The sequence below is a fragment of the Pseudomonas chlororaphis genome (assembly GCF_001921865.1).
GTDB lineage: Bacteria > Pseudomonadota > Gammaproteobacteria > Pseudomonadales > Pseudomonadaceae > Aquipseudomonas > Aquipseudomonas chlororaphis_D.
In genome coordinates, this window is the sequence record NZ_MSCT01000005.1 from 65,001 (window position 1) to 90,101 (window position 25,101).

At 62.8% G+C, this 25,101-nt stretch carries 16 protein-coding genes and 2 rRNA genes (1 of these 18 cut by a window edge); 12 read left to right on the forward strand and 6 right to left on the reverse strand.

The genetic code is table 11. From position 1 onward, the window contains the following. The 8 genes from BTN82_RS03245 to BTN82_RS03280 all read left to right on the forward strand — a co-directional run. Positions 1–1,734: ribosomal RNA gene (locus BTN82_RS03245) — 23S ribosomal RNA — on the forward strand; it begins 1,158 nt to the left of the window's first position. A 149-nt stretch (positions 1,735–1,883) separates the two neighbouring features. Beyond that, positions 1,884–1,999 (forward strand): 5S ribosomal RNA (gene rrf, locus BTN82_RS03250). Between the two features lie 163 nt (positions 2,000–2,162). Next, complete coding sequence (recC, locus tag BTN82_RS03255; RefSeq protein ID WP_075117744.1) at positions 2,163–5,615, forward strand: exodeoxyribonuclease V subunit gamma; 3,453 nt, start codon at positions 2,163–2,165, stop codon at positions 5,613–5,615. Then, the gene (gene recB / locus BTN82_RS03260; protein WP_075117745.1) at positions 5,612–9,304 is read left to right on the forward strand and encodes an exodeoxyribonuclease V subunit beta; all 3,693 of its coding nucleotides are present in this window, start codon (positions 5,612–5,614) and stop codon (positions 9,302–9,304) included. The genes recC and recB overlap by 4 nt, the downstream gene beginning before the upstream one ends. Before the next feature lie 47 nt (positions 9,305–9,351). Continuing rightward, complete coding sequence (recD, locus tag BTN82_RS03265) at positions 9,352–11,376, forward strand: exodeoxyribonuclease V subunit alpha (protein ID WP_410002787.1); 2,025 nt, start codon at positions 9,352–9,354, stop codon at positions 11,374–11,376. A 640-nt stretch (positions 11,377–12,016) separates the two neighbouring features. Then, positions 12,017–12,592, forward strand: a complete 576-nt coding sequence (locus BTN82_RS03270) for a YfiR family protein (protein ID WP_075117747.1) — start codon at positions 12,017–12,019, stop codon at positions 12,590–12,592. Further along, complete coding sequence (locus BTN82_RS03275) at positions 12,589–13,857, forward strand: diguanylate cyclase domain-containing protein (RefSeq protein ID WP_075117748.1); 1,269 nt, start codon at positions 12,589–12,591, stop codon at positions 13,855–13,857. Before BTN82_RS03270 ends, BTN82_RS03275 begins: the two co-directional genes overlap by 4 nt. Before the next feature lie 4 nt (positions 13,858–13,861). Beyond that, positions 13,862–14,365: an OmpA family protein gene (locus tag BTN82_RS03280; protein ID WP_075117749.1), complete on the forward strand. Its 504-nt coding sequence runs from the start codon at positions 13,862–13,864 to the stop codon at positions 14,363–14,365. Here BTN82_RS03280 and BTN82_RS03285 read toward each other — a convergent pair. Then, complete coding sequence (locus BTN82_RS03285) at positions 14,362–15,309, reverse strand: LysR family transcriptional regulator (RefSeq protein ID WP_075117750.1); 948 nt, start codon at positions 15,307–15,309, stop codon at positions 14,362–14,364. The two genes, BTN82_RS03280 and BTN82_RS03285, sit on opposite strands and share 4 nt — an antisense overlap. A gap of 151 nt (positions 15,310–15,460) precedes the next feature. Between BTN82_RS03285 and BTN82_RS03290 the strand changes: the two genes are divergently transcribed. Continuing rightward, positions 15,461–16,987: a CoA-acylating methylmalonate-semialdehyde dehydrogenase gene (locus BTN82_RS03290; protein ID WP_075117751.1), complete on the forward strand. Its 1,527-nt coding sequence runs from the start codon at positions 15,461–15,463 to the stop codon at positions 16,985–16,987. Positions 16,988–16,997: 10 nt separating this feature from the next. Beyond that, positions 16,998–17,885, forward strand: a complete 888-nt coding sequence (gene mmsB, locus BTN82_RS03295) for a 3-hydroxyisobutyrate dehydrogenase (protein ID WP_075117752.1) — start codon at positions 16,998–17,000, stop codon at positions 17,883–17,885. A gap of 219 nt (positions 17,886–18,104) precedes the next feature. Here mmsB and BTN82_RS03300 read toward each other — a convergent pair whose 3' ends face one another. Then, positions 18,105–18,449 carry a cupin domain-containing protein gene (locus BTN82_RS03300; RefSeq protein ID WP_044461042.1) on the reverse strand — a complete coding sequence of 115 codons (345 nt, stop codon included), beginning with the start codon at positions 18,447–18,449 and terminating at the stop codon, positions 18,105–18,107. Between the two features lie 264 nt (positions 18,450–18,713). On the opposite strand from BTN82_RS03300, the gene kynB reads away from it, so the two are divergent. Together kynB and kynA are read left to right on the forward strand one after the other, a co-directional pair. Beyond that, positions 18,714–19,355 (forward strand): arylformamidase, encoded by a 642-nt coding sequence (kynB, locus tag BTN82_RS03305; protein WP_075118119.1) that lies wholly within the window; start codon positions 18,714–18,716, stop codon positions 19,353–19,355. 95 nt (positions 19,356–19,450) lie between these two features. After that, on the forward strand, positions 19,451–20,305 hold the full coding sequence (gene kynA, locus BTN82_RS03310) for a tryptophan 2,3-dioxygenase (RefSeq protein ID WP_075117753.1): 855 nt from the start codon (positions 19,451–19,453) through the stop codon (positions 20,303–20,305). 80 nt (positions 20,306–20,385) lie between these two features. On the opposite strand, the gene BTN82_RS03315 is transcribed toward kynA, so the two are convergent. The 4 genes from BTN82_RS03315 to antA all read right to left on the reverse strand — a co-directional run bounded on the left by BTN82_RS03315 (position 20,386) and on the right by antA (position 24,784). Further along, entirely contained in the window at positions 20,386–21,783 is a 1,398-nt protein-coding gene (locus tag BTN82_RS03315) for an amino acid permease (protein WP_075117754.1), read from the reverse strand. Between the two features lie 74 nt (positions 21,784–21,857). After that, positions 21,858–22,877: an anthranilate 1,2-dioxygenase electron transfer component AntC gene (gene antC / locus BTN82_RS03320; protein ID WP_075117755.1), complete on the reverse strand. Its 1,020-nt coding sequence runs from the start codon at positions 22,875–22,877 to the stop codon at positions 21,858–21,860. A 12-nt stretch (positions 22,878–22,889) separates the two neighbouring features. Further along, positions 22,890–23,381, reverse strand: coding sequence for an anthranilate 1,2-dioxygenase small subunit (gene antB / locus BTN82_RS03325; protein ID WP_075117756.1), 492 nt, complete (start codon positions 23,379–23,381; stop codon positions 22,890–22,892). Between the two features lie 2 nt (positions 23,382–23,383). Continuing rightward, on the reverse strand, positions 23,384–24,784 hold the full coding sequence (gene antA, locus BTN82_RS03330; protein ID WP_075117757.1) for an anthranilate 1,2-dioxygenase large subunit: 1,401 nt from the start codon (positions 24,782–24,784) through the stop codon (positions 23,384–23,386). Between the last annotated feature and the right edge of the window lie 317 nt (positions 24,785–25,101).

Genomic DNA, 25,101 nt, shown 5'->3' on the forward strand with positions numbered 1-25,101 from the left:
TCACGTAAGTGATGCGGTAGAGGAGCGTTCTGTAAGCCTGTGAAGGTGAGTTGAGAAGCTTGCTGGAGGTATCAGAAGTGCGAATGCTGACATGAGTAACGACAATGGGTGTGAAAAACACCCACGCCGAAAGACCAAGGTTTCCTGCGCAACGTTAATCGACGCAGGGTTAGTCGGTCCCTAAGGCGAGGCTGAAAAGCGTAGTCGATGGAAAACAGGTTAATATTCCTGTACTTCTAGTTATTGCGATGGAGGGACGGAGAAGGCTAGGCCAGCTTGGCGTTGGTTGTCCAAGTTTAAGGTGGTAGGCTGGAATCTTAGGTAAATCCGGGGTTCTAAGGCCGAGAGCTGATGACGAGTTACCTTTTAGGTGACGAAGTGGTTGATGCCATGCTTCCAAGAAAAGCTTCTAAGCTTCAGATAACTAGGAACCGTACCCCAAACCGACACAGGTGGTTGGGTAGAGAATACCAAGGCGCTTGAGAGAACTCGGGTGAAGGAACTAGGCAAAATGGCACCGTAACTTCGGGAGAAGGTGCGCCGGTGAGGGTGAAGGACTTGCTCCGTAAGCCCATGCCGGTCGAAGATACCAGGCCGCTGCGACTGTTTATTAAAAACACAGCACTCTGCAAACACGAAAGTGGACGTATAGGGTGTGACGCCTGCCCGGTGCCGGAAGGTTAATTGATGGGGTTAGCTAACGCGAAGCTCTTGATCGAAGCCCCGGTAAACGGCGGCCGTAACTATAACGGTCCTAAGGTAGCGAAATTCCTTGTCGGGTAAGTTCCGACCTGCACGAATGGCGTAACGATGGCGGCGCTGTCTCCACCCGAGACTCAGTGAAATTGAAATCGCTGTGAAGATGCAGTGTATCCGCGGCTAGACGGAAAGACCCCGTGAACCTTTACTATAGCTTTGCACTGGACTTTGAATTTGCTTGTGTAGGATAGGTGGGAGGCTTTGAAGCGTGGACGCCAGTCTGCGTGGAGCCATCCTTGAAATACCACCCTGGCAACTTTGAGGTTCTAACTCAGGTCCGTTATCCGGATCGAGGACAGTGTATGGTGGGTAGTTTGACTGGGGCGGTCTCCTCCTAAAGAGTAACGGAGGAGTACGAAGGTGCGCTCAGACCGGTCGGAAATCGGTCGTAGAGTATAAAGGCAAAAGCGCGCTTGACTGCGAGACAGACACGTCGAGCAGGTACGAAAGTAGGTCTTAGTGATCCGGTGGTTCTGTATGGAAGGGCCATCGCTCAACGGATAAAAGGTACTCCGGGGATAACAGGCTGATACCGCCCAAGAGTTCATATCGACGGCGGTGTTTGGCACCTCGATGTCGGCTCATCACATCCTGGGGCTGAAGCCGGTCCCAAGGGTATGGCTGTTCGCCATTTAAAGTGGTACGCGAGCTGGGTTTAGAACGTCGTGAGACAGTTCGGTCCCTATCTGCCGTGGACGTTTGAGATTTGAGAGGGGCTGCTCCTAGTACGAGAGGACCGGAGTGGACGAACCTCTGGTGTTCCGGTTGTCACGCCAGTGGCATTGCCGGGTAGCTATGTTCGGAAAAGATAACCGCTGAAAGCATCTAAGCGGGAAACTTGCCTCAAGATGAGATCTCACTGGAACCTTGAGTTCCCTAAAGGGCCGTCGAAGACTACGACGTTGATAGGTTGGGTGTGTAAGCGCTGTGAGGCGTTGAGCTAACCAATACTAATTGCCCGTGAGGCTTGACCATATAACACCCAAGCAATTTGCGAACTCGAAAGAGGCCAGATTGCGGTGTGTGAAGACGATACAAACCGAAAGTTTGCACAACACACAAAGCTATTACATGCCCAATTTGCTGAAGCGAGGCCATCCGGTCACGAGTCAGTACCCGAATTTCTTGACGACCATAGAGCATTGGAACCACCTGATCCCATCCCGAACTCAGAAGTGAAACGATGCATCGCCGATGGTAGTGTGGGGTTTCCCCATGTGAGAGTAGGTCATCGTCAAGATTAAATTCCGAAACCCCAATTGCGAAAGCAGTTGGGGTTTTGCTTTTGGGCGACAAAAAATGCTTCATTCCTCGCAACACTCGTGTTGTTCCTTTCGGCTGTCACTGCTGCGCGACGGTGCTAAGGTTCGCCCCTAGCTTTTGCATTTTCCAAGGAAGCCCTTATGCCGGACGCCATGTCCCTCAGCGCTGGTTTTATGGTGGTTCACGGCAACCGCCTGGATGAGCTGCGCAGCCTGGTGGTCAGCTGGATGCGGCGTTACCCCTTGGCGCCTCTGGAAAACGAGATCGCTCTGGTGCAGAGCAATGGCATCGCTCAATGGCTGAAACTGGCACTGGCGGAAGATCCTGAGGAAGACGACATGGGCGGCTGCGGCATCGCCGCGGCCATCGACGTACAGCTTCCGGGCAGTTTTATGTGGCAGCTCTATCGCATGGTGTTGGGGCGCGATGAAATTCCACCCAAATCCCTTCTGGATAAAGCCCCGCTGACCTGGCGTCTGATGCGGCTCTTGCCTGAGCTGATCGGCCAGCCGCACTTCGAACCCCTGCAACGTTTTCTCACTCATGACACGGATCTGCGCAAGCGCTATCAATTGGCTGAGCGCCTGGCCGACCTGTTCGACCAATATCAGGTCTATCGTGCCGACTGGCTGGAAGATTGGGCGGCAGGACGTCATCAACTGCGCAGTGCGCGGGGCGAAGCCAAGGCCCTGGCTCCGGCCAATTGCTGGCAAGCCGAACTCTGGCGCGCATTGTTGCTGGATGTGGGCGAAGAGGGCATGGCGCAGAGCCGCGCCGGTGTCCATCAGCGTTTTATCGAGCGTATTCTCACCCTGGAAAACGCACCACAGGGTTTGCCTTCGCGAGTGATCGTTTTCGGGATTTCTTCCTTGCCGGCACAAGCTCTCGAAGCCTTGGCCGGATTGGCTCGATTCAGCCAGGTCCTGCTGTGTGTGCATAACCCCTGTCGTCACCATTGGGCGGATATCGTCGCCGACAAGGATTTACTGCGCCATCAGTACAAGCGCCAGGCGCGCAAAGCAGGAATGCCTGTGGCGCTCGACCCGCAAACCCTGCATCAACATGCCCACCCGCTGCTGGCTGCGTGGGGTAAGCAAGGGCGCGACTACATCAGTCTGCTCGACAGTTACGATGATCCCAACAGCTATCGCTCGGCCTTTCGCGATGGGCGTATCGACCTCTTCAGCGAGAGCGAGCCGCAAACCCTGCTGAACCAGTTGCAGGACGATATTCTCGAATTGCGCCCGCTGGAGGAAACCCGTCAGCTGTGGCCGACAGTCGATCTGCGGCAGGACAAGTCGATCCGTTTTCACATAGCCCACAGTGCCCAGCGCGAAGTGGAGATCCTTCACGACCAACTGCTCGCGCGCTTCAGTGAGGACGCTGATTTGTGCCCGCGAGATGTGATCGTGATGGTGCCGGATGTCGACAGTTATGCTCCGCATATCCGAGCGATTTTTGGCCAGTTGGAGCGTGACGATCGGCGCTTCATTCCATTCACCCTGACGGACCAGGGCCAACGTGGCCGCGATCCATTGCTGATTGCCGTGGAGCATCTGCTCAAGCTGCCGGACAGCCGTTTTCCCGTCAGCGAAATTCTCGACCTTTTGGACGTTCCCGCATTACGCGCACGCTTTGGCGTCGATGAGGCCGACCTGCCGACCCTGCATCGCTGGATCGAAGGCGCGGGTATCCGCTGGGGGATGAATGCGCAGCAACGGGCCGACCTGGGGTTGCCAGAGAAACTGGAACAGAACAGCTGGCGTTTCGGCCTGCGCCGGATGTTGCTGGGATATGCCGTAGGGCGTTCCGACGCCTGCGAAGGGATCGAACCCTACGACGAGATCGGTGGCCTGGATGCGGCCTTGATCGGTCCGTTGGTGGCGTTGCTCGATGCGCTGGATGTGGCCTACCAGAGCCTTACCCTGCCGGCTACGCCGTCCCAGTGGGGGGAACGCCTGCAAGCACTGACGCAGCAGTTTTTCCTCGCCAGCACCGAGCATGACGACTATTTGCTGAGCCAGTTGGAAGACCTGCGCGAAACCTGGCTGGAAACCTGCGAGTCGGTCGGCCTGTACGATGAGTTGCCATTGACCGTGGTGCGGGAGGCCTGGCTGGCTGGCCTGGACCAGGGGCGTCTGTCCCAGCGCTTCCTGGCCGGCGCGGTGAACTTCTGCACGTTGATGCCGATGCGCGCGATTCCCTTCAAGCTGGTGTGCCTGTTGGGGATGAACGACGGTGACTACCCTCGGGCACAACCGCCGCTGGATTTCGACCTGATGGGCAGCGACTATCGGCCCGGTGACCGCTCACGGCGCGAGGACGACCGTTATTTGCTGCTGGAAGCGCTGCTTTCGGCGCGGGATCAGTTGTACGTCAGTTGGGTCGGCCGCAGCATTCGCGACAACAGCGAGCGTCCGGCTTCGGTGCTGATCGGTCAGTTGCGCGATCACTTGGCCAGCGGCTGGAAGCTGACGAGCGAGCCTGGCGAACTGCTTGAGGCCATGACCCAGGAGCATCCGCTGCAACCTTTCAGTGCCCGCTATTTCCACGAAGGCGACGACCTGTTCAGTTATGCGCGAGAGTGGCAACTGTTGCACCAGGCGCAGCCCGCTCCTCAAACGCTGGAGCCTCTGGTGCCCTATGTCCAGGAGGAGCCTTTGAGCCTGGGGCAGTTGCAGGATTTCCTGCGAAACCCGGTGCGGCATTTCTTCAGCCAGCGTTTGAAGGTGTTCTTCGAGGCGGCCGATGCGCCGTTAGCCGATGAAGAGCCGTTTGTGCTCGACGCGCTGCAACGTTACAGCCTGAGTGACAGCTTGCTGGAGGCGGCGTTGAACAGTGCCGGTGATCCAGAGCAGGCCCTGCTGGACCAGGCACAACGGCTACAGGCCAGCGGCCTGCTGCCCATGGCCGGTTTTGGCGAGAGTCTGCAAAGAGAGTTGATCGAGCCTTTGCCGGATCTGTTGATGCGTTATCGACAATTGCTGGAGCTCTGGCCGATCCCGCTTACCAGTGCCTTGCCAGTGACTCTGGAGCTCAAGGGCGTGAGCCTAGAGGGCTGGCTGAGCGGCTTGCATCAACGCAGCGATGGCGGGTTGCTGTCGGTCACGACCATCCCCAATAGCATCGGCTCGTCCAAGACTCGAAAGTGGCATCGCCTGACTCGTCCCTGGGTCAACCATCTGGTGGCCTGTGCCAGCGGCTATACCTTGACCACTGCGTTGGTGGCCAGTGATGACACGTTGTTGTTATCGCCTCTGGACCCTGGCTCGGCGTTGCAAAGCCTGGGCGACTTGCTGCTGGCCTGGCAGACGGGCATGTGCCAGCCGTTGCCGGTGGCGGTAAAAACCGCCTTTGCCTGGCTCGGCCAGAGCGATCCGGGCAAAGCCGAAGCGGCGGCGCGTAAAGCTTATGAGGGAGACGGCCAGACTACCGACGGCGAACGTCGGGAAAGCCCGGCCCTGGCGCGTCAATACCCGGACTACAACGCATTGATGGCCGATGAAACCTTCAGCGGCTGGGCCGACTCGCTGTACCGCCCACTGCTGCAAGCGCCTTGGCGCTCTGCGATTGATGGGGAGGCTGACGCATGACCCGGCAAGCACCTCTGGCCCTGGCGTTTCCGCTACGGGGCAGCCAACTGATCGAAGCCAGCGCCGGCACCGGCAAGACCTTTACCATCTCGGCGCTGTACCTGCGCCTGGTGCTGGGGCATGGCGGCGAAGAGGCCGGGTTCGGCCGCGAACTGCTGCCTCCGCAGATCCTAGTGGTGACCTTCACCGACGCGGCGACCAAGGAGCTGCGCGAGCGGATCCGCACCCGTCTGGCTGAGGCCGCACGTTTCTTCCGGGATGAAACCGCCGCGCCGGATGCGCTGATCGCCGAGTTACGCGAACAGTTCGCCGCCGAGCAATGGCCGGGGTGCGCCAGCCGGCTGGACATCGCCGCGCAGTGGATGGACGAGGCCGCGGTCTCGACCATCCATAGCTGGTGTCAGCGCATGTTGCGCGAACATGCGTTCGACAGCGGCAGCCTCTTTACCCAGACCCTGGAAACCGATCACAGCGATTTACTGGGCGAAGTGCTGCGCGACTACTGGCGCCTGTTTTGTTACCCGATGCAGGGCGATGCGCTGAACTGGGTGCGGGCCAACTGGGGTGGGCCGGCGGCCCTGCTACCCAGGGTGCGTGCGTTGTTCGGCAGCGAGCGGGAAGCGCTCGATGAACGCTCGCCGGCAGAGCTGATCGACGCCTGCCTGCTGGAGCGGCGCGAAGCCCTGGTGCAGCTCAAGGCGCCGTGGTTGCAATGGGCCGCGCAATTGCGGGAGATCTGCCTGCAAGGCGTCGCTAACAAGGCGGTCGATGGTCGGAAGATGCAGGCCCGTTACTTCGAGCCCTGGTTCGACAAGATCATCGCCTGGGCCGAAGACGAAACCATCGAGCAACTGGATATCGGCACCGGCTTCAGCCGCCTGACCCCCGAAGGCATGGCCGAGGCCTGGAAAGGCGAAGCACCGGATCACCCCGCACTGGCGGCCATGGCCGGCTTGAAAAGCGCGCTCGATGTCTTGCCAAGCCCTGATGCCGCGGTACTGCAACATGCCGCGCGTTGGGTCGGCGCACGTTTCGAGGAAGAAAAGCGTCGACGGGCCGAAATGGGCTTCGACGACATGCTGCTGCGCCTCGACGCGGCCTTGCAGGCCGAGGGCGGCGAGCGCCTGGCGACGCTGATTCGCGAGCAGTTCCCGGTGGCGTTGATCGACGAGTTCCAGGACACCGACCCGGTGCAGTACCGGATCTTCGAAAGCATCTACCGCATCGAGGACAACAATCCAGAGACCGGACTGTTTCTGATCGGTGACCCCAAGCAGGCGATCTATGCCTTTCGTGGGGCGGATATCTACACCTACCTGCGCGCTCGCCAGGCTACCAGCGGCCGCTTGCACACCCTGGGTACCAACTTCCGCTCCAGTCATGCCATGGTCCATGCGGTGAACCATGTGTTCGCGCGTGCCGAGTCCCGGGAGCAAGGGCGTGGTGCGTTCCTGTTCCGCGAACAGAGCGGAGAGAACCCGGTGCCGTTCCTGTCGGTGGCATCGCAGGGGCGTAAAGAACAGCTACAGATAGACGGACGACTAATTCCGGCACTGAATATCTGGCACCTGCCGACAGAGCAGCCCATTTCCGGCGCCCTGTACCGGCAACAACTGGCGGCGGCCTGCGCCAGCGAAATCGTCGCGCTGCTCAACGGCGGACAGCAGAACAGTGCCGGGTTCGCCCGGGACGGGCAGCCCTTCAAAGGGTTGTTGCCGGCAGACATCGCGATTCTGGTGCGCGATGGCAAGGAGGCCCAGGCCGTGCGTGGTGAACTGGCCGCGCGCGGGGTACGCAGCGTCTACCTGTCGGACAAGGATTCGGTGTTCGCCGCCCAGGAGGCCCACGACCTTCTGGCCTGGCTCAAGGCTTGCGCCGAACCGGATGTCGAGCGCCCGCTGCGCGCCGCGTTGGCCTCCATCACCCTGAACCTGCCGCTGGTTGAGCTGGAGCGCTTGAACCAGGACGAGCTGGCCTGGGAGAGCCGGGTCATGCAGTTTCGCGGTTACCGCCTGATCTGGCGGACCCAGGGGGTGCTGCCGATGTTGCGTCGCCTGCTGCATGACTTCCAGTTGCCCCAGGCCTTGATTGCCCGCAGCGACGGCGAGCGGGTCCTGACCAACCTGCTGCATTTGTCCGAACTGTTGCAGCAAGCAGCTTCCGAGCTGGACGGCGAACAAGCGCTGATCCGCCATCTGGCCGAGCATCTGGCATTGTCCGGCCAGGCTGGCGAAGAACAGATCCTGCGCCTGGAAAGCGACGAGCAGCTGGTCAAGGTCGTGACCATCCACAAATCCAAGGGCTTGGAATACCCGTTGGTGTTCTTGCCCTTTATCTGTTCGAGCAAGCCGGTGGACGGCAGCCGCCTGCCGTTGCATTACCACGATGCAGCGGGCAAGGCGCAGGTAACGCTGCACCCGACCGCGGAGCTGATCGCCCAGGCCGACGACGAACGCCTGGCCGAAGACCTGCGCTTGCTCTATGTCGCCCTGACCCGTGCCCAGCATGCCTGCTGGCTGGGGGTTGTCGACCTCAAGCGCGGCAACCACAGCAGTTCGGTGTTGCACCTCTCGGCCCTGGGTTACCTGTTGGGCGGCGGTGCGTTGTTGGGTGAGTCCAGTGCCCTGGCTCGCTGGCTGCAGGACCTGCAGCAAGGCTGCGAGGCAGTGAGCGTCGACGAAATGCCGAGTCCTTCCGAGAGCCGCTTCCACCCGCCGCGCAACGACGCCACCCTGTTGGCGCCCTTGATGCCCAAGCGGCGTGCCGCGGAAAACTGGTGGATTGCCTCCTACAGTGCCCTGCACATCGGCGACAGCCTGGGGGCCGGCAGCACCGAGGCCCCGGAAAACCCGCAGGCGCAAAAGCTTTTCGACGACGAGCGGCTCGACCCCGATGCGCCCCGCGAAGTCGTGGCCAGCGGTGTGGATATTCATCGTTTCCCCCGTGGGCCGAACCCGGGGACCTTCCTTCACGGCCTGCTGGAGTGGGCGGGCGACGAAGGTTTCGCCGCCGACCCCGCAGCCATTGAGGATGCCATCGGTCGTCGCTGCAATCGCCGGGGCTGGGAAGGCTGGATCCGTACCTTGAGCGACTGGTTACGGCATCTATTGCAACTGCCTTTGCCGGCCGGTGCGGGGCGACCGCCAGTGGTGCTCGCACAACTGACCCAGTACCGAGTCGAGATGGAATTCTGGTTCGCCAGCCACAAGGTCGATGTGCTCAAGCTCGACGAACTGGTACGCCAGCACACGCATCAGGGCGTGCCGCGGGTGACGGCCGAGCCGGTACTGCTCAACGGCATGTTCAAGGGGTTTATCGACCTGACCTTCGAGCACGAGGGGCGCTATTACGTGGCCGACTACAAATCCAACTGGCTGGGCGTGGACGACGCCGCCTATACCGAGCAGGCCATGGAACAATCGATTCTCGACAACCGTTACGACCTGCAATACGTGTTGTACCTGCTGGCCCTGCACCGCCAGTTGCGGGCGCGCCTGGCGGACTACGATTACGACCGGCACGTGGGCGGCGCCCTGTACCTGTTCTTGCGTGGCACGGGCTCGGCCAGCCGCGGCGTGTATTTCACCCGGCCGCCCCGTGAACTGATCGAGCGCCTGGACCGGTTGTTCCAGGGCAAGCCCGAGCAACCCAAGGCCGAGCCGGCGTGGGAACAGGGAGTATTGCTGTGAGCGAGGATCTGCTGACATCTCTTGAACCGCGGCCGCAGCCCGACCTGATGCCCCTGGTGCGGGCCGACGACCTGCTGTCATTGCTCGATCGCTGGGTCGAGCGGGGCTGGTTGCGTGCCCTGGACAAAGCCTTTGTGTCCTTTCTCCATGAGCTGGAACCGCAAGGCGATCCGCGGGTGCTGATGGCTGCCGCGCTGACCAGCCATCAGCTGGGCCATGGCCATGTCTGCCTGGACTTGTTCGAGACCCTCAAGGAGCCGGACTTCGCCCTGTCCCTGCCACCTGAAGGCGACCTGCAAAGCACGGCCGCGGTATTGCCATCGCAAGTGCTGGCGACGCTGGAGGGCGCGCACTGGTGCAAGGCCCTGGCGACCAGTGGCCTGGTGGCGTTGGCGGCCGATCAGAGCGAGCACGCTCGCCAGCGGCCTCTGGTGTTGTCGGGCAAACGCCTGTATCTGCGCCGTTACTGGGCCTACGAGCGGCGTATCGACAACGCCTTGCGCCAGCGCCTGGCGGTGCGGGAGGAAACCCCTGCGGATCTCGCCGAGCGCCTCGCCGGTCTGTTCGGTGCGGCCAAGGCGGCGGGGCCGGTCGACTGGCAGAAGCTCGCCTGCGCGCTGGCCACCCGTGGCGCCTTCAGCATCATCACCGGTGGGCCGGGAACCGGCAAAACCACGACCGTGGTGCGTCTGCTGGCCCTGCTCCAGGCTCCGGCCGTCGAAGCCGGCAAGCCGTTGCGCATCCGTCTCGCGGCGCCCACCGGCAAGGCCGCGGCCCGCCTGACCGAGTCCATCAGTCTGCAAGTACGTTCCCTGTCGGTTGCCGACAGCGTGCGCGAAAAAATTCCCAGCGACGTGACCACGGTGCATCGCCTGTTGGGCAATCGTCCGGGCACCCGGCACTTCCGTCACCATGCCGGCAACCGCTTGCCGCTGGATGTGCTGGTGGTCGACGAAGCCTCGATGATCGACCTGGAGATGATGGCCAACCTGCTCGATGCCCTGCCCATGCATGCTCGCCTGGTGTTGCTGGGAGACAAGGACCAGCTGGCCTCGGTGGAAGCCGGCGCGGTGCTCGGCGATTTGTGCCGCGACGCCGAAGCCGGCTGGTACAGTCCGCAAACGCGTAGCTGGCTCGAGGCGGTCAGCGCAGAACGCCTGGCTGATAGCGGCTTGCAGGAGGACAGCACAGGCGCTCATCCGCTGGCCCAGCAGGTGGTGATGCTGCGCCACTCCCGACGTTTCGGCGAAGGCAGCGGTATCGGCCAGTTGGCACGTTGGGTCAACCAGCAACAGGCAGAGGAAGCGCGCCGGCTGCTGGCTGCCCGTAGCCATGCCGACCTGTATGGCTTGAGCCTCAAGGGCGAACAGGACCGCGCCCTGGAGCGCTTGTTGCTGGAAGGCCACGGCGACGGGCCGCAGGGGTACCGGCATTACCTGAGCCTGTTGCGCGGTCAGCGCCCGCCCGCAGGTACCGTGCTGGAAGATCCGCGCTGGACCACCTGGGCCCGCGACGTGCTGTCGGCCTTCGATCAGTTTCAGTTGCTCTGCGCGGTGCGCAAGGGCCCCTGGGGCGTCGAGGGGCTGAACCAGCGGATCACCGCCGCCCTGTTCAAGGCACGGCTGATCGAAAGCGACCAGCAGTGGTATGAGGGTCGTCCGGTGCTGATGACCCGCAACGACTATGGCTTGGGCCTGATGAACGGCGATATCGGCATCGCCTTGAAGCTGCCCGAGCACGACGGCACCGAGGGTGGGCGTCAGGTGCTGCGGGTGGCTTTTCCGCGCAACGATGGCCAGGGCGGGGTGCGCTTCGTGCTGCCGAGCCGGCTCAACGACGTGGAGACCGTGTACGCCATGACCGTGCACAAGTCCCAGGGCTCGGAGTTCGCTCACACCGCGCTGATCCTGCCCGAGGCATTGAACCCGGTGCTGACCAAGGAGCTGATCTACACCGGCATTACCCGGGCCAAGGATTGGTTCAGCCTGATCGAGCCACGGGCCGGGGTATTCGAAGAGGCGGTGCGGCGCAAGGTCAAGCGCCTGAGCGGTTTGATGCTCGACCTGGGGTGAGCGTGGGGGCGCTGGTCTGCGGGAGGCGTTCGGTTGAAAACCAGCGCATTGTCACCCGGGGCATGGAGTACCCCTTCACGCGTTGCTTATCCGTGCGCAGCAACGAAGCGGCGGTCTGTTATCGCGTCCATTACGCCGGCTGTTTCTGTGGGCGTCACGGACGGCGAAAGGGCCTGGAGAGCAGCGGCTGTTGTCCCGTAGAAAAGTGCTGAATCCGCCGCGTTGGCGGGCTTGCAAAGGGGGCTGGGCTTTCATACCGTCGAACCCGCCGTCGCAGCTTGTCGACGGTCTCGCAGATTGACGAAATAGGCCATGAGCGGGCGACGTGTTTCTAGTGGTCTCAGCTAACCTCAAGGAGTCCTGGCGGCGTAGTGGCACCTGGTTGAGGTGGCGGGATGGGATCGATGGCAATCGACGCTCCGTGTAGCGGTTTTTTCACATCTCTGGTCGCGCTGGAGGTTCATCCGGATCTCGCCTTTGGGTGGGCAATACAGGCTATGACGAACAGGAAGGTTGAAATCGCCAGGTCACTTTTTTCCGCCTCAATCGCCTGCCCTGCATGGCTGGCAACCTCGCGGCGGTTTCGCCGGTTGTGCTATCGTTGCGGCATCATTGTATGAAGATCAAAGAGAATCCCTGCATGAACGTGGCTGTCTCGGCGACAGAGCGCTTTTCGGGCTGGAGGCAGGTACTGCTGTCTGCCCTGATCTGTCTGCTGAGTACTTTTGCCGTCGCGCAACCCGAGCCTGCTGCCAGCCCCGCGGAGCAGCGCGCCAAGGCTGTGACTCAAGTGGTGCTGGGCATCCTCAGCTATGCGCGCTGGCCGGTGGAGCCGGCGCAATTGCGTTTGTGCGTGGTGGGGCCGACCGAGTACACCGACGACCTGGTCAAGGGCACGACCCAGGCCACAGGGCGCCCGGTCCTGGTACGGCGGTTGCTGGCCGATAATCCGGCCATCGTCAGCGAGTGCGATGCGTTGTATATCGGCAAGCTGACGGACGACCAACGTACGCGGTTGTTCAATTCCCTGGTCGGTCACCCGGTGCTGAGCATCAGCGAGGGCGGCGACCAATGCACCGTAGGCAGTCTGTTCTGCCTGCGCGTCAGCGATAACCAGGTGTCATTCGAGGTCAACCTGGATTCCGTGGCCCGCAGTGGCGTGCGGATTCATCCGAGCGTGCTGCAACTTTCCCGTCGTCGAACGGCGGTGCCATGAGCTTCTTCAAGTCAACTGCCCGCCCTACGTTGCGTTCGGTTATTGGCCGCGGGAACCTGATCGTCGCGTTGCTGGCCATTTCCATGGCCAGCCTGTCCCTGACGTTTCTCGGGGTGCTGGCGTTGCGGGTGTATGCCGACCACAACCTGCACCTGATCGCGCGCTCGATCAACTACACCGTCGAAGCGGCAGTGGTGTTCAACGACAGTGCCGCGGCGACCGAGGCCCTGGCGTTGATCGCCTCCACCGAAGAGGTGGCCGATGCCCAGGTGCTCGATGTCCGGGGCCGGGTACTGGCGCGCTGGGAGCGCCCGGAAACCGGTTTGCTGACCGATCTGGAAATGCAGATTGCCAGGGCCTTTCTCGAGAAGCCCATCACGGTGCCGATCCAGCATCAGGGCCAGGAAATCGGCAGCATTGTCTTGACCGGGCATGGTGGCAGCCTGCTGCGGTTCCTGCTCAGCGGCCTGGTGGGGATTGTCCTGTGTATCGCCGTGAGCGCCTGGGTGGCGCTGTATCTGGCTCGGCGTCAGTTGCGCGGCATTACCGGGCCGCTGCGCAGCCTGGCCAACGTGGCGCATGCCGCGCGTCGCGAGCGGGCGTTCGACGTACGGGTGCCGCCGGCGCAGATTGCCGAGCTGGACAACCTGGGCAATGACTTCAATGCCCTGCTCGATGAGCTGGAAGCCTGGCAGAGCCACCTGCAAAGCGAAAACGAAACCCTGGCCCACCAGGCCAGCCACGACAGCCTGACCGGGTTGCCGAACCGGGCGTTTTTCGAGGGCCGGCTGATCCGCGCGCTGCGCAGCGCAAGCAAACTCAATGAGCGGGTGGCGGTGCTGTTTCTTGATAGCGACCGCTTCAAGGGCATCAACGACAGCTTCGGTCACGCCGCTGGCGACGCGGTGCTGATGGCCGTGGCGTCGCGCGTGCGGGCGCAACTGCGTGAAGAAGACCTGGTGGCGCGCCTGGGGGGCGACGAGTTCGCCATTCTGCTGAGCCCGCTGCATCGGGTCGAAGACGCCCAGCGCATCGCCGAGAAAATCATCGCCAGCATGGAGACGCCGATCGCCTTGCCTGGCAGCACCTCGGTGCTGACCTCGCTCAGTATCGGCATTGCCGTCTACCCTGATCATGGCACCACCCCGGGTGCGCTGCTCAACGCCGCCGATGCGGCGATGTATCAAGCCAAGCGTGTCTCGCGAGGCGGGCAACACACCGCGGGGGAGGATCCCCCCGTTGTTCACGTTCAATCCAGGAGCTAATCCTTTGTTTTCACTGACTCGACCTTCCTTGCGTTTTCTCACCGCCACGCTGTTGCTGGCGCTGCTTTCATTGACCGGTTGCCAGAGCGTGCCGCCCAAGGGGCTGACGCCGCAACAAGTGGCGGTGCTCAAGCAGGAAGGGTTCGAACTGACGGATGAGGGCTGGGCCTTCGGCCTGTCCGGCAAGGTGCTGTTCGGCAGCGACATCGAGCGCCTGAACGCCGCCAGTACCGATATCGTCGAGCGCATCGGCAAGGCCCTGGTCAGCGTGCACATCGATAAGGTCCGCGTCGATGGCCACACCGACGCTTCCGGCAAGGAAGCCTACAACCAGCAACTGTCCCTGCGTCGGGCGAAAAGCGTGAGCAAGGTCTTGGTGGGCACGGGCATGCGCGAAGAAAATATCCAGCTGCGCGGCCTCGGCAGCAGCGAGCCGGTGGCTCCCAACAACACAGTGGCCGGCCGCACCGAAAACCGTCGCGTCTCGATCGTGGTGATCGCCGACTAATCGGCGAACACCATCGCCCGGGTCTGCCCCATCAGCAGGCCCTGATTCTGCTCGGTCACGCTGCGTATGTAATCCCACAGCAGGGTGATCCGCTTGAGCTTCCTCAAGTCTTCCCGGCAGTACATCCAGAACTGTCGGGTAATGTTTATTTCTTCCGGCAGCACGGGCAGCAGGCGTGGGTCCTGGGCGGCGAGGAAGCAGGGCAGGATGGCCAGCGAGCGGCCTTGCTGCGCCGCCACGTACTGGGCGATCACGCTGGTGCTGCGCAGGTTGGCGCTGGCGCCGGGCAGCACGTTGGCCAGGTACAGCAGCTCCGAGCTGAACGCCAGGTCGTCCACGTAGCTGATGAATTGATGCTCGCCCAGGTCCGCCGGGCGGCGGATCGGCGGGTGCTGGTCGAGGTATTCCTGGGTCGCGTACAGCTGCAGGCGGTAGTCGCAGAGTTTGCAGCAGACGTAGGGGCCGTGCTCCGGCCGCTCCAGGGCGATGACGATGTCGGCTTCGCGCTTGGACAGGCTGATGAAGTGCGGCAGCGGCAGGATGTCCACCGAGATCGCCGGGTAGGCGTCGACGAAGTGGCTCAGCTGCGGGGTGATGAAAAAGCTGCCGAAGCCCTCGGTGCAACCCATGCGTACATGACCGGACAGCGCCACGCCCGAGCCCGAGACCTGTTCGCAGGCCATGTGCAGGGTGCTTTCGATCGACTCGGCATAACCCAGCAGGCGCTGGCCCTCGGCGGTCAGCACGAAGCCGTTGGTCCGGGATTTTTCAAACAGCAACGTACCCAGCGCGCCTTCCAGCGAACCGATGCGCCGCGACACGGTGGTGTAGTCCACCGCCAGGCGCTTGGCCGCGCTGCTGGCCTTGCGGGTGCGGGCTACTTCGAGGAAAAACTTCAGGTCGTCCCAGTTCAGCGAACCCAGGGAGGTGATGTTTTTTTGCATGATGGACCGGATTTTATGTGCGTTCTTGTTAGAAGTTTGCACATCTATACTCCAAAAACAGCCCGACAACCAATCCGGCGCACGCCTCGTTTCAAGGCGCTTCCACGCCTTGGCTCCCTGCATAAGAACCTCAAGAAGTCAGGAGACCCGCATGAACGCATCCCTCAAGCCCGAGGGCACCACCCTGCAAACGGTCAAGCTGCTGATCGACGGCCAGTGGGTCGAATCCCAGACCCGCGAGTGGCACGACATCACCAACCCGGCCACCCAGCAGGTGCTGGCCAAGGTGCCGTTCGCCACGGCAGATGAAGTCGACGCCGCCATTGACGCCGCGCAGCGCGCCTTCCAGACCTGGAAGCTGACCCCGATCGGCGCGCGGATGCGCATCATGCTCAAACTGCAGGCGTTGATCCGCGAACACTCCAAGCGCATCGCCCAGGTGCTCAGCGCCGAGCAGGGCAAGACCATCGCCGATGCCGAAGGCGACATCTTCCGCGGCCTGGAAGTGGTCGAGCATGCCTGCTCGATCGGCACCCTGCAGATGGGCGAGTTCGCCGAGAACGTCGCCGGCGGTGTCGATACCTACACCCTGTGCCAACCGATCGGCGTCTGCGCCGGCATCACCCCGTTCAACTTCCCGGCGATGATTCCGCTGTGGATGTTCCCGATGGCCATCGCCTGCGGCAACACCTTCGTGCTCAAGCCTTCGGAGCAGGACCCGCTGTCGACCCTGCTGCTGGTGGAGCTGGCGCTGGAGGCCGGCGTTCCGCCTGGCGTGCTCAACGTGGTGCACGGCGGCAAAGAGGTGGTGGACAAGCTGTGCACTCACCCGCACATCAAGGCGGTGTCGTTCGTCGGTTCGACCGCGGTCGGTACCCACGTCTACGACCTGGCCGGCAAACATGGCAAGCGCGTGCAATCGATGATGGGCGCGAAGAACCACGCCGTGGTGTTGCCTGACGCCAACCGCGAGCAGGCGCTCAATGCCCTGGTCGGCGCCGGTTTCGGCGCGGCCGGCCAGCGCTGCATGGCCACCTCGGTGGTGGTACTGGTGGGCGCGGCGAAACAATGGCTGCCGGACCTCAAGGCGCTGGCGCAGAAACTCAAGGTGAATGCCGGCAGCGAGCCGGGCACCGACGTCGGGCCGCTGATTTCCAAACGCGCGAAGGAGCGCGTGCTGGGCTTGATCGAAAGCGGTATCAAGGAAGGCGCCAAGCTGGAACTGGACGGTCGCGACGTCAAGGTGCCGGGCTTCGAGCAGGGCAACTTCGTCGGCCCGACCTTGTTCTCCGGGGTGACCACCGACATGCAGATCTACACCCAGGAAATCTTCGGCCCGGTGTTGGTGGTGCTGGAAGTGGACACCCTCGACCAGGCCATCGCCCTGGTCAACGCCAACCCCTTTGGCAACGGCACCGGCCTGTTCACCCAGAGCGGCGCGGCGGCGCGCAAGTTCCAGAGCGAGATCGATGTCGGCCAGGTCGGGATCAACATTCCGATTCCGGTACCGGTGCCGTTCTTCAGCTTCACCGGCTCCCGCGGTTCCAAGCTGGGCGACCTGGGGCCGTACGGCAAGCAAGTGGTGCAGTTCTACACTCAGACCAAGACCGTCACCAGCCGCTGGTTCGACGACGACAGCGTCAACGATGGCGTGAACACCACCATCCATTTGCGTTGAGGAGTCGCTCATGAAAATCGCATTCATCGGCCTGGGCAACATGGGCGCGCCCATGGCGCGCAACCTGCTCAAGGCCGGGCATCAGCTGAACCTGTTCGACCTCAACCAGGCCGTGCTTCAGGAACTGGCCGGGCTGGGCGGCAGCATCAGCGCCTCGCCCCGCGCCGCCGCCGAAGGCAGCGAACTGGTGATCACCATGCTGCCGGCCGCCGCCCATGTGCGCAGCGTCTGGCTGGGCGACGACGGCGTGCTGGCGGGAATCGCCCGCGGCACGCCGGCGGTGGACTGCAGCACCATCGATCCGCAGACCGCCCGTGATGTCGCCGCGGCCGCCGCCAAGCAAGGCGTGGTCATGGCCGATGCGCCGGTCTCCGGCGGGACCGGCGGCGCGGCGGCGGGCACCCTGACCTTCATGGTCGGCGCCAGCGCCGAGCTGTTCGCCACCTTGCAGCCGGTGCTGGCGCAAATGGGCCGCAACATTGTGCACTGCGGCGAAGTGGGGACCGGGCAGATCGCCAAGATCTGCAACAACCTGCTGCTGGGCATTTCGATGATCGGCGTCAGCGAGGCCATGGCCCTGGGCAACGCCTTGGGCATCGACACCAACGTGCTGGCGGGCATCATCAACAGTTCTACCGGGCGCTGCTGGAGTTCCGACACCTACAACCCCTGGCCCGGGGTGATCGAGACCGCCCCGGCCGCGCGCGGCTACACCGGCGGCTTCGGCGCCGAGCTGATGCTCAAGGACCTGGGGCTGGCCACTGAGGCCGCGCGCCAGGCCCATCAGCCGGTGGTACTGGGCGCCGTGGCGCAGCAGCTATACCAGGCCATGAGCCTGCGCGGTGAGGGTGGGCTGGACTTCTCGGCCATCGTCAACGGCTACCGCAAGCCGAGCTAGAAATGGCGAAGCCTGCGCTCGGCAATGAGCGCAGGCTTCGTCGACGTCTGTGGACGCTGCAAACTTTCCGGGACCCATGTCGGGTGGGCTCCCGGTTTTTTGTTTCTGGCGTAGAACAAAGACCCTGTAGGAGCGAGGCTCGCCCGCGAGGCAGGCAATACGGTGTGCCTGACGTACCGCCATCGCGAGCAAGCTTCGCTCCTACAGGTCTGCGGAGGGTCAGGCGAAGACGAAATACTTGCGCACGGTCTCGACCACTTCCCAGGTGCCTTTCATACCCGGTTCGACCACGAAGATATCGCCGGCGCGCAGGTGGATCGGCTCCATGCCGTCCGGGGTGATCACGCAGTAACCTTCCTGGAAGTGGCAGTACTCCCACTTCACGTAGTCCACGCGCCATTTGCCGGGCGTGCAGATCCAGGTGCCCATGATCTTGCTGCCGTCTTCGCTGGTGTAGGCGTTGAGGTTGACGGTGTGCGGGTCGCCTTCGAGCTTTTCCCATTTGCAGGCATCGAGCACGGGCAGCGGGTGGGTATCGCGCAGAACGGTAATCGGACGAGTCATGATGGCTCCAGGCAAGAGGGCTAACTGAAGTCGCACCCTATAGCGCCCGGCACGGTCTTGGTTGTCTGTGCTCGACATCGGGGTGTCCAGAAACGCAGTGTCGGCCACTGAAGCGCGATGGCGGTTTGCATTGAAATTTCCGAGCGCGAATCTGAGTTTTCCTGAAAGTTTTTGCGAAAGATTCCTTGGAGGCCGCAGCATTTCGCAAGAATATTCACGGGTTTCGCTCGTATGATTCAGCTCGAAGTGGCCGAGAACAGTGCGATGAATAAAACAACAACCTGGTGGGACATCAGCCCGCCCCTGAGTACCGCGACCCCGACCTGGCCCGGCGACACACCGTTCCAGGAAGAACGGGTCTGGCAGTACGGCCCGGAGTGCCCGGTGAACGTCGGGCGCATCACCCTGTCGCCGCACACCGGTGCCCACGTCGATGCGCCGTTGCATTACAGCGCCGACGGCGCGCCCATCGGCGAAGTGTCGCTGGACGTTTACCTCGGCCCGTGCCGGGTCGTGCATTGCCTGGACTGCGGCCCGCTGGTATTGCCCCGGCACCTGCAAGGCCAGCTGGACAACCTGCCCGAGCGCGTGCTGCTGCGCACCTATCGACAGGCGCCGCTGAGCACCTGGGACCCGGATTTCAGCGCCGTGGCCAAAGAGACCGTCGAGCTGCTGGCCAGCCACGGGGTGCGGCTGATCGGCATCGACACGCCTTCCCTTGACCCACAGCAATCGAAAACCATGGACGCGCACAACGCCGTGGCTCGCCATGGTTTGGCGATCCTCGAAGGCATCGTGCTCGACGAGGTGGCCGAGGGCGACTACGAGCTAATCGCGCTGCCGCTGCGTTTCGCCCATCTGGACGCGAGCCCGGTGCGCGCGATCCTGCGGCCTTTGCCGCGCTAGTCTTTACAACAACGAAGCGTCGACTCCGCGCGCCCTCGATCAAGTTCGGCGGCGGACGATCGACCCGCCGCCACCTGGCATGAGGAGCCCACGCGATGAGTCAATGTCCCTACTCGAATAATCCGCCGCCCGACAATTGGCATGACGCCGAGCTGAATTTTTCCGATTCCATGAGCTACGGCGACTACCTGGACCTGGGGCGCATCCTCAATGCCCAGCACCCTTTGTCGCCGGACCACAACGAGATGCTTTTCATCATCCAGCACCAGACCTCGGAGCTGTGGATGAAACTGATGCTGCACGAGCTCAAGGCGGCCCGCGAACATGTGCATCAGGGGCAGTTGCCGCCGGCGTTCAAGATGCTGGCGCGGGTCTCGCGGATCTTCGACCAACTGGTGCACGCCTGGGCGGTGCTGGCGACCATGACCCCGTCGGAGTACAAGTCGATCCGCCCGTACCTGGGGCAGTCGTCGGGCTTCCAGTCGTTCCAGTACCGCGAGATCGAGTTCATCCTCGGCAACAAGAGCGCGACCCTGCTGCGCCCTCACGCCCATCGTCCGGAGCTGCTCAAGGAGCTGGAGCTGGCCATCGCCACGCCGTCGCTGTACGACGAGGCCATTGGCCTGATGGCCAAGGCCGGGTTGCCCATCGACCCCGAACGCCTGGCCCTGGGCAGCCGCGCGCCGACCCAGCACGATGCGTCCGTGGAGGCGGCCTGGCGCGAGGTCTATGCCGATCCGTCGCGTTACTGGGACCTGTACCAGCTGGCGGAGAAGTTCATCGACCTGGAGGACTCCTTCCGCCAGTGGCGCTTCCGCCATGTGACCACGGTGGAGCGCATCATCGGCTTCCAGCCCGGCACCGGCGGCACCGAAGGCGTCGGCTACCTGCGCAAGATGCTCGACACCGTGCTGTTCCCCGAACTGTGGCGCGTGCGTTCGGCGCTGTAGGCGCCAGGCATGAAAAAGGCCCGGCATTCGCTGAATGCCGGGCCTTTTCGTTTATCACCAATCCCTGTAGCCGCTGTGGATCAGGCCACCGCGCGAGCGCCGGAGCGGGCCAGCCGCAGGCGGTAGAACACCCAGATCAGCGCCGCCCACACCGGGATGGCGTAGACCGACACGCGGATCCCCGGAATCATCAGCATCACGCTGATGATCACCAGCATGAAGGCCAGGCACAGGTAGTTGCTGAACGGGAACCAGAAGGTCTTGAACGCCGGCACCTGGCCCTGTCGATCCATGGACTTGCGGAATTTCAGGTGGGTCAGGCTGATCAGCGCCCAGTTGATCATCAGCGACGCCACGACCAGGGCCATCAGCAGCTCCAGCGCTTCGTGCGGCGCCAGGTAGTTGACCAGCACGCAGAGCAGGGTGATCAGCGCCGAGACGCCCAGGGCTAGCAACGGTACGCCCTGCTTGTTCAGCTTCATCATCGCCTTGGGCGCGTCGCCCTGTTCGGCCAGGCCGTAGAGCATGCGGCTGTTGCTGTACACGCAGCTGTTGTACACCGACAGCGCGGCGGTCAGGACCACGAAGTTCAGCACCTGGGCGGCGGTGTCGCTGCCGATCAGCGCGAAGATGCGCACGAACGGGCTGCCGCTGTAGGAGTCGCCGGACGCGTTGAGGCTGACCAGCAGATCGTTCCACGGGTACAGGCAGAGCAGCACGGTGAGGGCGCCGACGTAGAAAATCAGGACCCGGTACACCACCTGGTTGATCGCCTTGGGGATCACCTTGCGCGGCTCGCTGGCCTCGGCGGCGGTGATGCCCACCAGTTCCAGGCCGCCGAAGGAGAACATGATGAAGGCCATGGCCATCAGCAGGCCGGTGCCGCCGTTGGGGAAGAAGCCGTCGTGGGCCCACAGGTTGCTCACCGCGGCTTGTGGGCCGCCGCTGCCGCTGAACAGCATGTAGCAGCCGAGGACGATCATGCCGATGATCGCCACCACCTTGATGATCGCGAACCAGAACTCCATCTCGCCGAAGTTCTTCACGTTCATCATGTTGATCAGGTTGATCAGTACGAAGAACGCCGCCGCGCTGACCCAGGACGGTATCTCGGGCCACCAGAACTGTACGTACTTGCCCACGGCCGTGAGTTCGGCCATGCCCACCAGGACGTACAGCACCCAGTAGTTCCAGCCGGCGAGAAAGCCGGTGTAGCCGCTCCAGTATTTGTGCGCGAAGTGGCTGAAGGAACCGGCCACCGGCTCTTCGACGATCATCTCGCCGAGTTGGCGCATGATCAGGAAGGCGATGAACCCGGCAATCGCATAGCCGAGAATCATCGAAGGCCCGGCGGACTTGAGCACGCCGGCGGAGCCCAGGAACAGTCCGGTGCCGATCGCCCCGCCCAGGGCAATCAGCTGGATATGGCGATTCTTCAAGCCACGCTTGAGTTCGCCGGGTTTCAAGATCTCATCCACTACTCACGCTCTCTTTGTCGTTGTTATCCGATCTGCCCGTTGTCGCGAGCCGATCTTGGCTGAAGGCTGACGGATCAGATATTACTCTCGGTGAACTTCTCGTAATACAGCTGAACGCTCTCAAGTTGCTGATCTTGCAGCCAGATTCGGATCGATTCGACCATCGGCGGCGGTCCGCAGACGTACATATCCACTGGCGTGTCGCGCAGTTCGCTGCAATCGAAGTGCTCGGCGATGTAGCCGCGCTTGCCCGGCCAGTCCGCCGTCGGTTCGCTGACCACGGCAGTGTAGCGAAAGCCCGGCAATTGCCCGGAATACGCCTCGATGCGCGCGGTTTCGCACAGGTCGGCGACGTGGCGCACGCCGTAGTACAGGTGTACCGGCTGGGTGCAGCCGTCGGCGACCAGTTGTTCGAGCATCGCCAGCAGCGCCGAGAGCCCGGTGCCGCCGGCCACCAGCACCAGCGGCCGGGTGATATGGCGCAGGTAGAAGGCTCCCAGCGGCGCCTCCAGCCCGATGCGGTCGCCGACCTGGCAGCCTTCGCGCAAGTAGTTGCTCATCGCCCCGTCGGGCAGCAGGCGAAGCAGAAACTGCAACTGGCGTTCACCCGAGCGATTGGCGAACGAGTAGGAACGTTTGCTCGAGGTGCCGGGGATCGATAGTCGGGCGTATTGCCCCGGCAGGAAGTCCAGCGCCGGTTGATCCGGGTCGAGTTGCAGTTGCAGGATCGCCGTGTTGTCGGACACCTGGCGTACCTCGCTGACTGTGGCGTTCAGCGGCGTCGGCCCCGCGGCGCTGCACAAGCTGGAGTCGAAGTCGAAATAGAACGTTGCATCGGACTGCACCCGGGTCTGGCAACTGAGCATCTTGCGCTGCGCCAGATCGGCCGGGGTGAGTGCTTCCTCGTCCACGTAGTCCTGGCTGTAGCGGCCGGACTCGCAGCGGCCCTGGCAGGTGCCGCAGACGCCTTCGCGGCAGTCCAGGGGGATCTTGATACCGTTGCGCAAGGCGGCATCGAGCAGTATTTCGTTGGCGTGCACGGGGAAGAACAGCGTCTTGCCGTCGGCAAAACTGAACGCGACCTTGTGGTTCATGCCCGGTCTCCGTCAGAGGTGGTAGAAATCGAGCACCGAATTGATGCGGTCGTTGAGCAACAGCACGTGCTTGCGGGCGATCAGCCAGCTGTCGCCGTGGGGCTTGAGGCGATAAGTGGCATGGCCGAAGAACTGCTCGGCGGTGGCCAGGCGGTAGAACAGCGTGTGCCAGTTCAACCGCACTTGCAGGCTGCCGTCGGCCTCTTCGGCGATCCGCACATTGGCGATGTTGTGCAAGGTGCGCGGCATGGGAATGGTCGAGGCGGCCTTGCCGGTGCGGATGCGAAACACCCGGTCTTCCAGGCCCGAGCGGCTGGCGTAGTAGATCAGCGACATACCGCGCTTGGGGTCGGTGGTGTAGACATGCTCGGAGTCCCATTGCGGCAGGTGGAACTCGCTCTGCGGGTCGAAGAGCTCGAGGTAGGCGTCCCAGTCCTGAGCGTCGCACAGCTCGGATTTACGGTAGAAAAACTGCTCGATACGGTATTGCAGGTCGGCGTTCATCGTCACACTTCCTTGAGCTTGAGGGACTGTTCTGCGGCGGCCTTGCGGGCCAGGCCTTCGAGCAGGAAGCGCTGCCAGTTGCCATGCTGGTTCACGTACAACCCTTCGTGGGTGAATTCGGTGCCGGTCATGGCCGGCTGGATGCCGAGGGTCTCGCTGTTGCGGGTCGGCCCGGTTGCCCAGCGGTGGCTGCCGCGGGAGATGTCGCTCCAACGCTCCAGGCGGCCCTGGAAGCCGCGCTGGGCTTCGCGAAATTCCACCAGGTCGTCGGGGGTGCCCATGCCCGAGACGTTGAAGAAGTCCTCGAACTGACGGATGCGGTTCTCGCGGTCGGCGTCGGACTCGCCCTTGACCCCGATGCATTGGCTGACGATCTCGGTCTGGTTCCAGGCCAGCGGGCGGATGATCCGCAACTGCGAGCTGATCTGGTCGAGGAAGAACAGGCTGGGGTAGACGTTGAGGTTGCGCAGGCGGTGCATCATCCACTCGGCCCTGGCCTGGCCGTGCTCTTCCACCAGCCGCGGCATGATGCTGGCGTAGCCGGAGCGCACCGCGGGGTTGGGCATGTCGCTGAACAGCACGCTATGGCCGTTCTCGAAGGCGAACCAACCGTCGTCGGTATCGGCGTCGCCGGCGCCGAGCTTGCTGTAGTCCAGGGTCGCGCCGCTGCTGCCGTGCTCGCTGTTGACCTGCTGGCGGTGCTGCACGGTGGCCACGTAGTTGTAGTGCACGGTGCTCACGTGATAACCGTCCAGGCCATTCTCGTTCTGCAGCTTCCAGTTGCCGTCGTAGGTATAGGCGGACTTGCCCGGCAGTACCTCCAGCTCACCGGTGGGCGACTGGGCGACCATCATGTCGAAGAACACCTTGGCGTCACCGAGGAAGTCCTCCAGGGAATTGTCGGCCTGGGTGTCGAGGCTGATGAAGACGAACCCCTTGTAGCTGTCGATGCGCGCTTTCTTCAGGCCGCGGGTGGCCTTGTCGAAGCCCTCGGGGTATTCCCCCGGCGCCTTGACCTTCACCAGGCGCCCGTCGCTCTTGTAGCACCAGGCGTGGAACGGGCAGGTGAAGGTGGACTGGTTGCCCTTGCCGACCCGGGTCAGGGTGGTGCCGCGGTGTTGGCAGGCGTTGATCAGCGCGTTGAGCCGGCCTTCGCCGTCGCGGGTGATGATCATCGGCTGGCGTCCGGCGCGCATCGTCACGAAGTCGTGGTTATTGGCCAGCTCGCTTTCGTGGCAGGCGTAGATCCAGTTCTTCTCGAAGATCAGTTCCATCTCCAGGTCGAACAGCTCGGGCTCGGTGAACATGTCCCGGGCAATGCGGAATACGCCGTCGTCGGGGCGAAAGTCCAGGCAGCCGTCGATAAAGCTTTTCCATTGTTCTGCGTTTCTCGCACCACTCATGAGTGAGTACCTTTCTTGTTCAGGCCAATCGGTGCCTGCATTAGAGAGAGTGGGGCGCCTGGGTGGCTATCCGCTTAATCGGCCAAGGCCATCCACAAAATTGAATGCCCTGGATGCGCTCTTGTAGGAGCGCAGCTTGCTCGCGATCGAGGCGACGCAGTGGGTCAGGAGAAGCGCTATCGCGGGCAAGCCTCGCTCCTACAGGACTGCACAGTCGTTCGCAGCCCGCGGCAGCGGCCACAGGGGGCGTGGGTGTGGGGGAAATACCCAGGGCGCGCGCGGCAGGCGATCAACGGCTGCACCGCGCTGCACCGATG

Excerpts from the sequence above, each read along its gene's own strand:
- BTN82_RS03290 (WP_075117751.1), top strand. The coding sequence starts at position 15,461 with ATGAACGCATCCCTCAAGCCCGAGGGCACCACCCTGCAAACGGTCAAG.
- BTN82_RS03285 (WP_075117750.1), bottom strand. The coding sequence starts at position 15,309 with ATGCAAAAAAACATCACCTCCCTGGGTTCGCTGAACTGGGACGACCTG.
- BTN82_RS03300 (WP_044461042.1), bottom strand. The coding sequence starts at position 18,449 with ATGACTCGTCCGATTACCGTTCTGCGCGATACCCACCCGCTGCCCGTG.
- recC (WP_075117744.1), top strand. The coding sequence starts at position 2,163 with ATGCCGGACGCCATGTCCCTCAGCGCTGGTTTTATGGTGGTTCACGGC.
- antB (WP_075117756.1), bottom strand. The coding sequence starts at position 23,381 with ATGAACGCCGACCTGCAATACCGTATCGAGCAGTTTTTCTACCGTAAA.
- kynA (WP_075117753.1), top strand. The coding sequence starts at position 19,451 with ATGAGTCAATGTCCCTACTCGAATAATCCGCCGCCCGACAATTGGCAT.
- BTN82_RS03270 (WP_075117747.1), top strand. The coding sequence starts at position 12,017 with ATGAACGTGGCTGTCTCGGCGACAGAGCGCTTTTCGGGCTGGAGGCAG.
- kynB (WP_075118119.1), top strand. The coding sequence starts at position 18,714 with ATGAATAAAACAACAACCTGGTGGGACATCAGCCCGCCCCTGAGTACC.
- BTN82_RS03275 (WP_075117748.1), top strand. The coding sequence starts at position 12,589 with ATGAGCTTCTTCAAGTCAACTGCCCGCCCTACGTTGCGTTCGGTTATT.
- mmsB (WP_075117752.1), top strand. The coding sequence starts at position 16,998 with ATGAAAATCGCATTCATCGGCCTGGGCAACATGGGCGCGCCCATGGCG.
- recD (WP_410002787.1), top strand. The coding sequence starts at position 9,352 with ATGCCCCTGGTGCGGGCCGACGACCTGCTGTCATTGCTCGATCGCTGG.
- recB (WP_075117745.1), top strand. The coding sequence starts at position 5,612 with ATGACCCGGCAAGCACCTCTGGCCCTGGCGTTTCCGCTACGGGGCAGC.
- antA (WP_075117757.1), bottom strand. The coding sequence starts at position 24,784 with ATGAGTGGTGCGAGAAACGCAGAACAATGGAAAAGCTTTATCGACGGC.
- antC (WP_075117755.1), bottom strand. The coding sequence starts at position 22,877 with ATGAACCACAAGGTCGCGTTCAGTTTTGCCGACGGCAAGACGCTGTTC.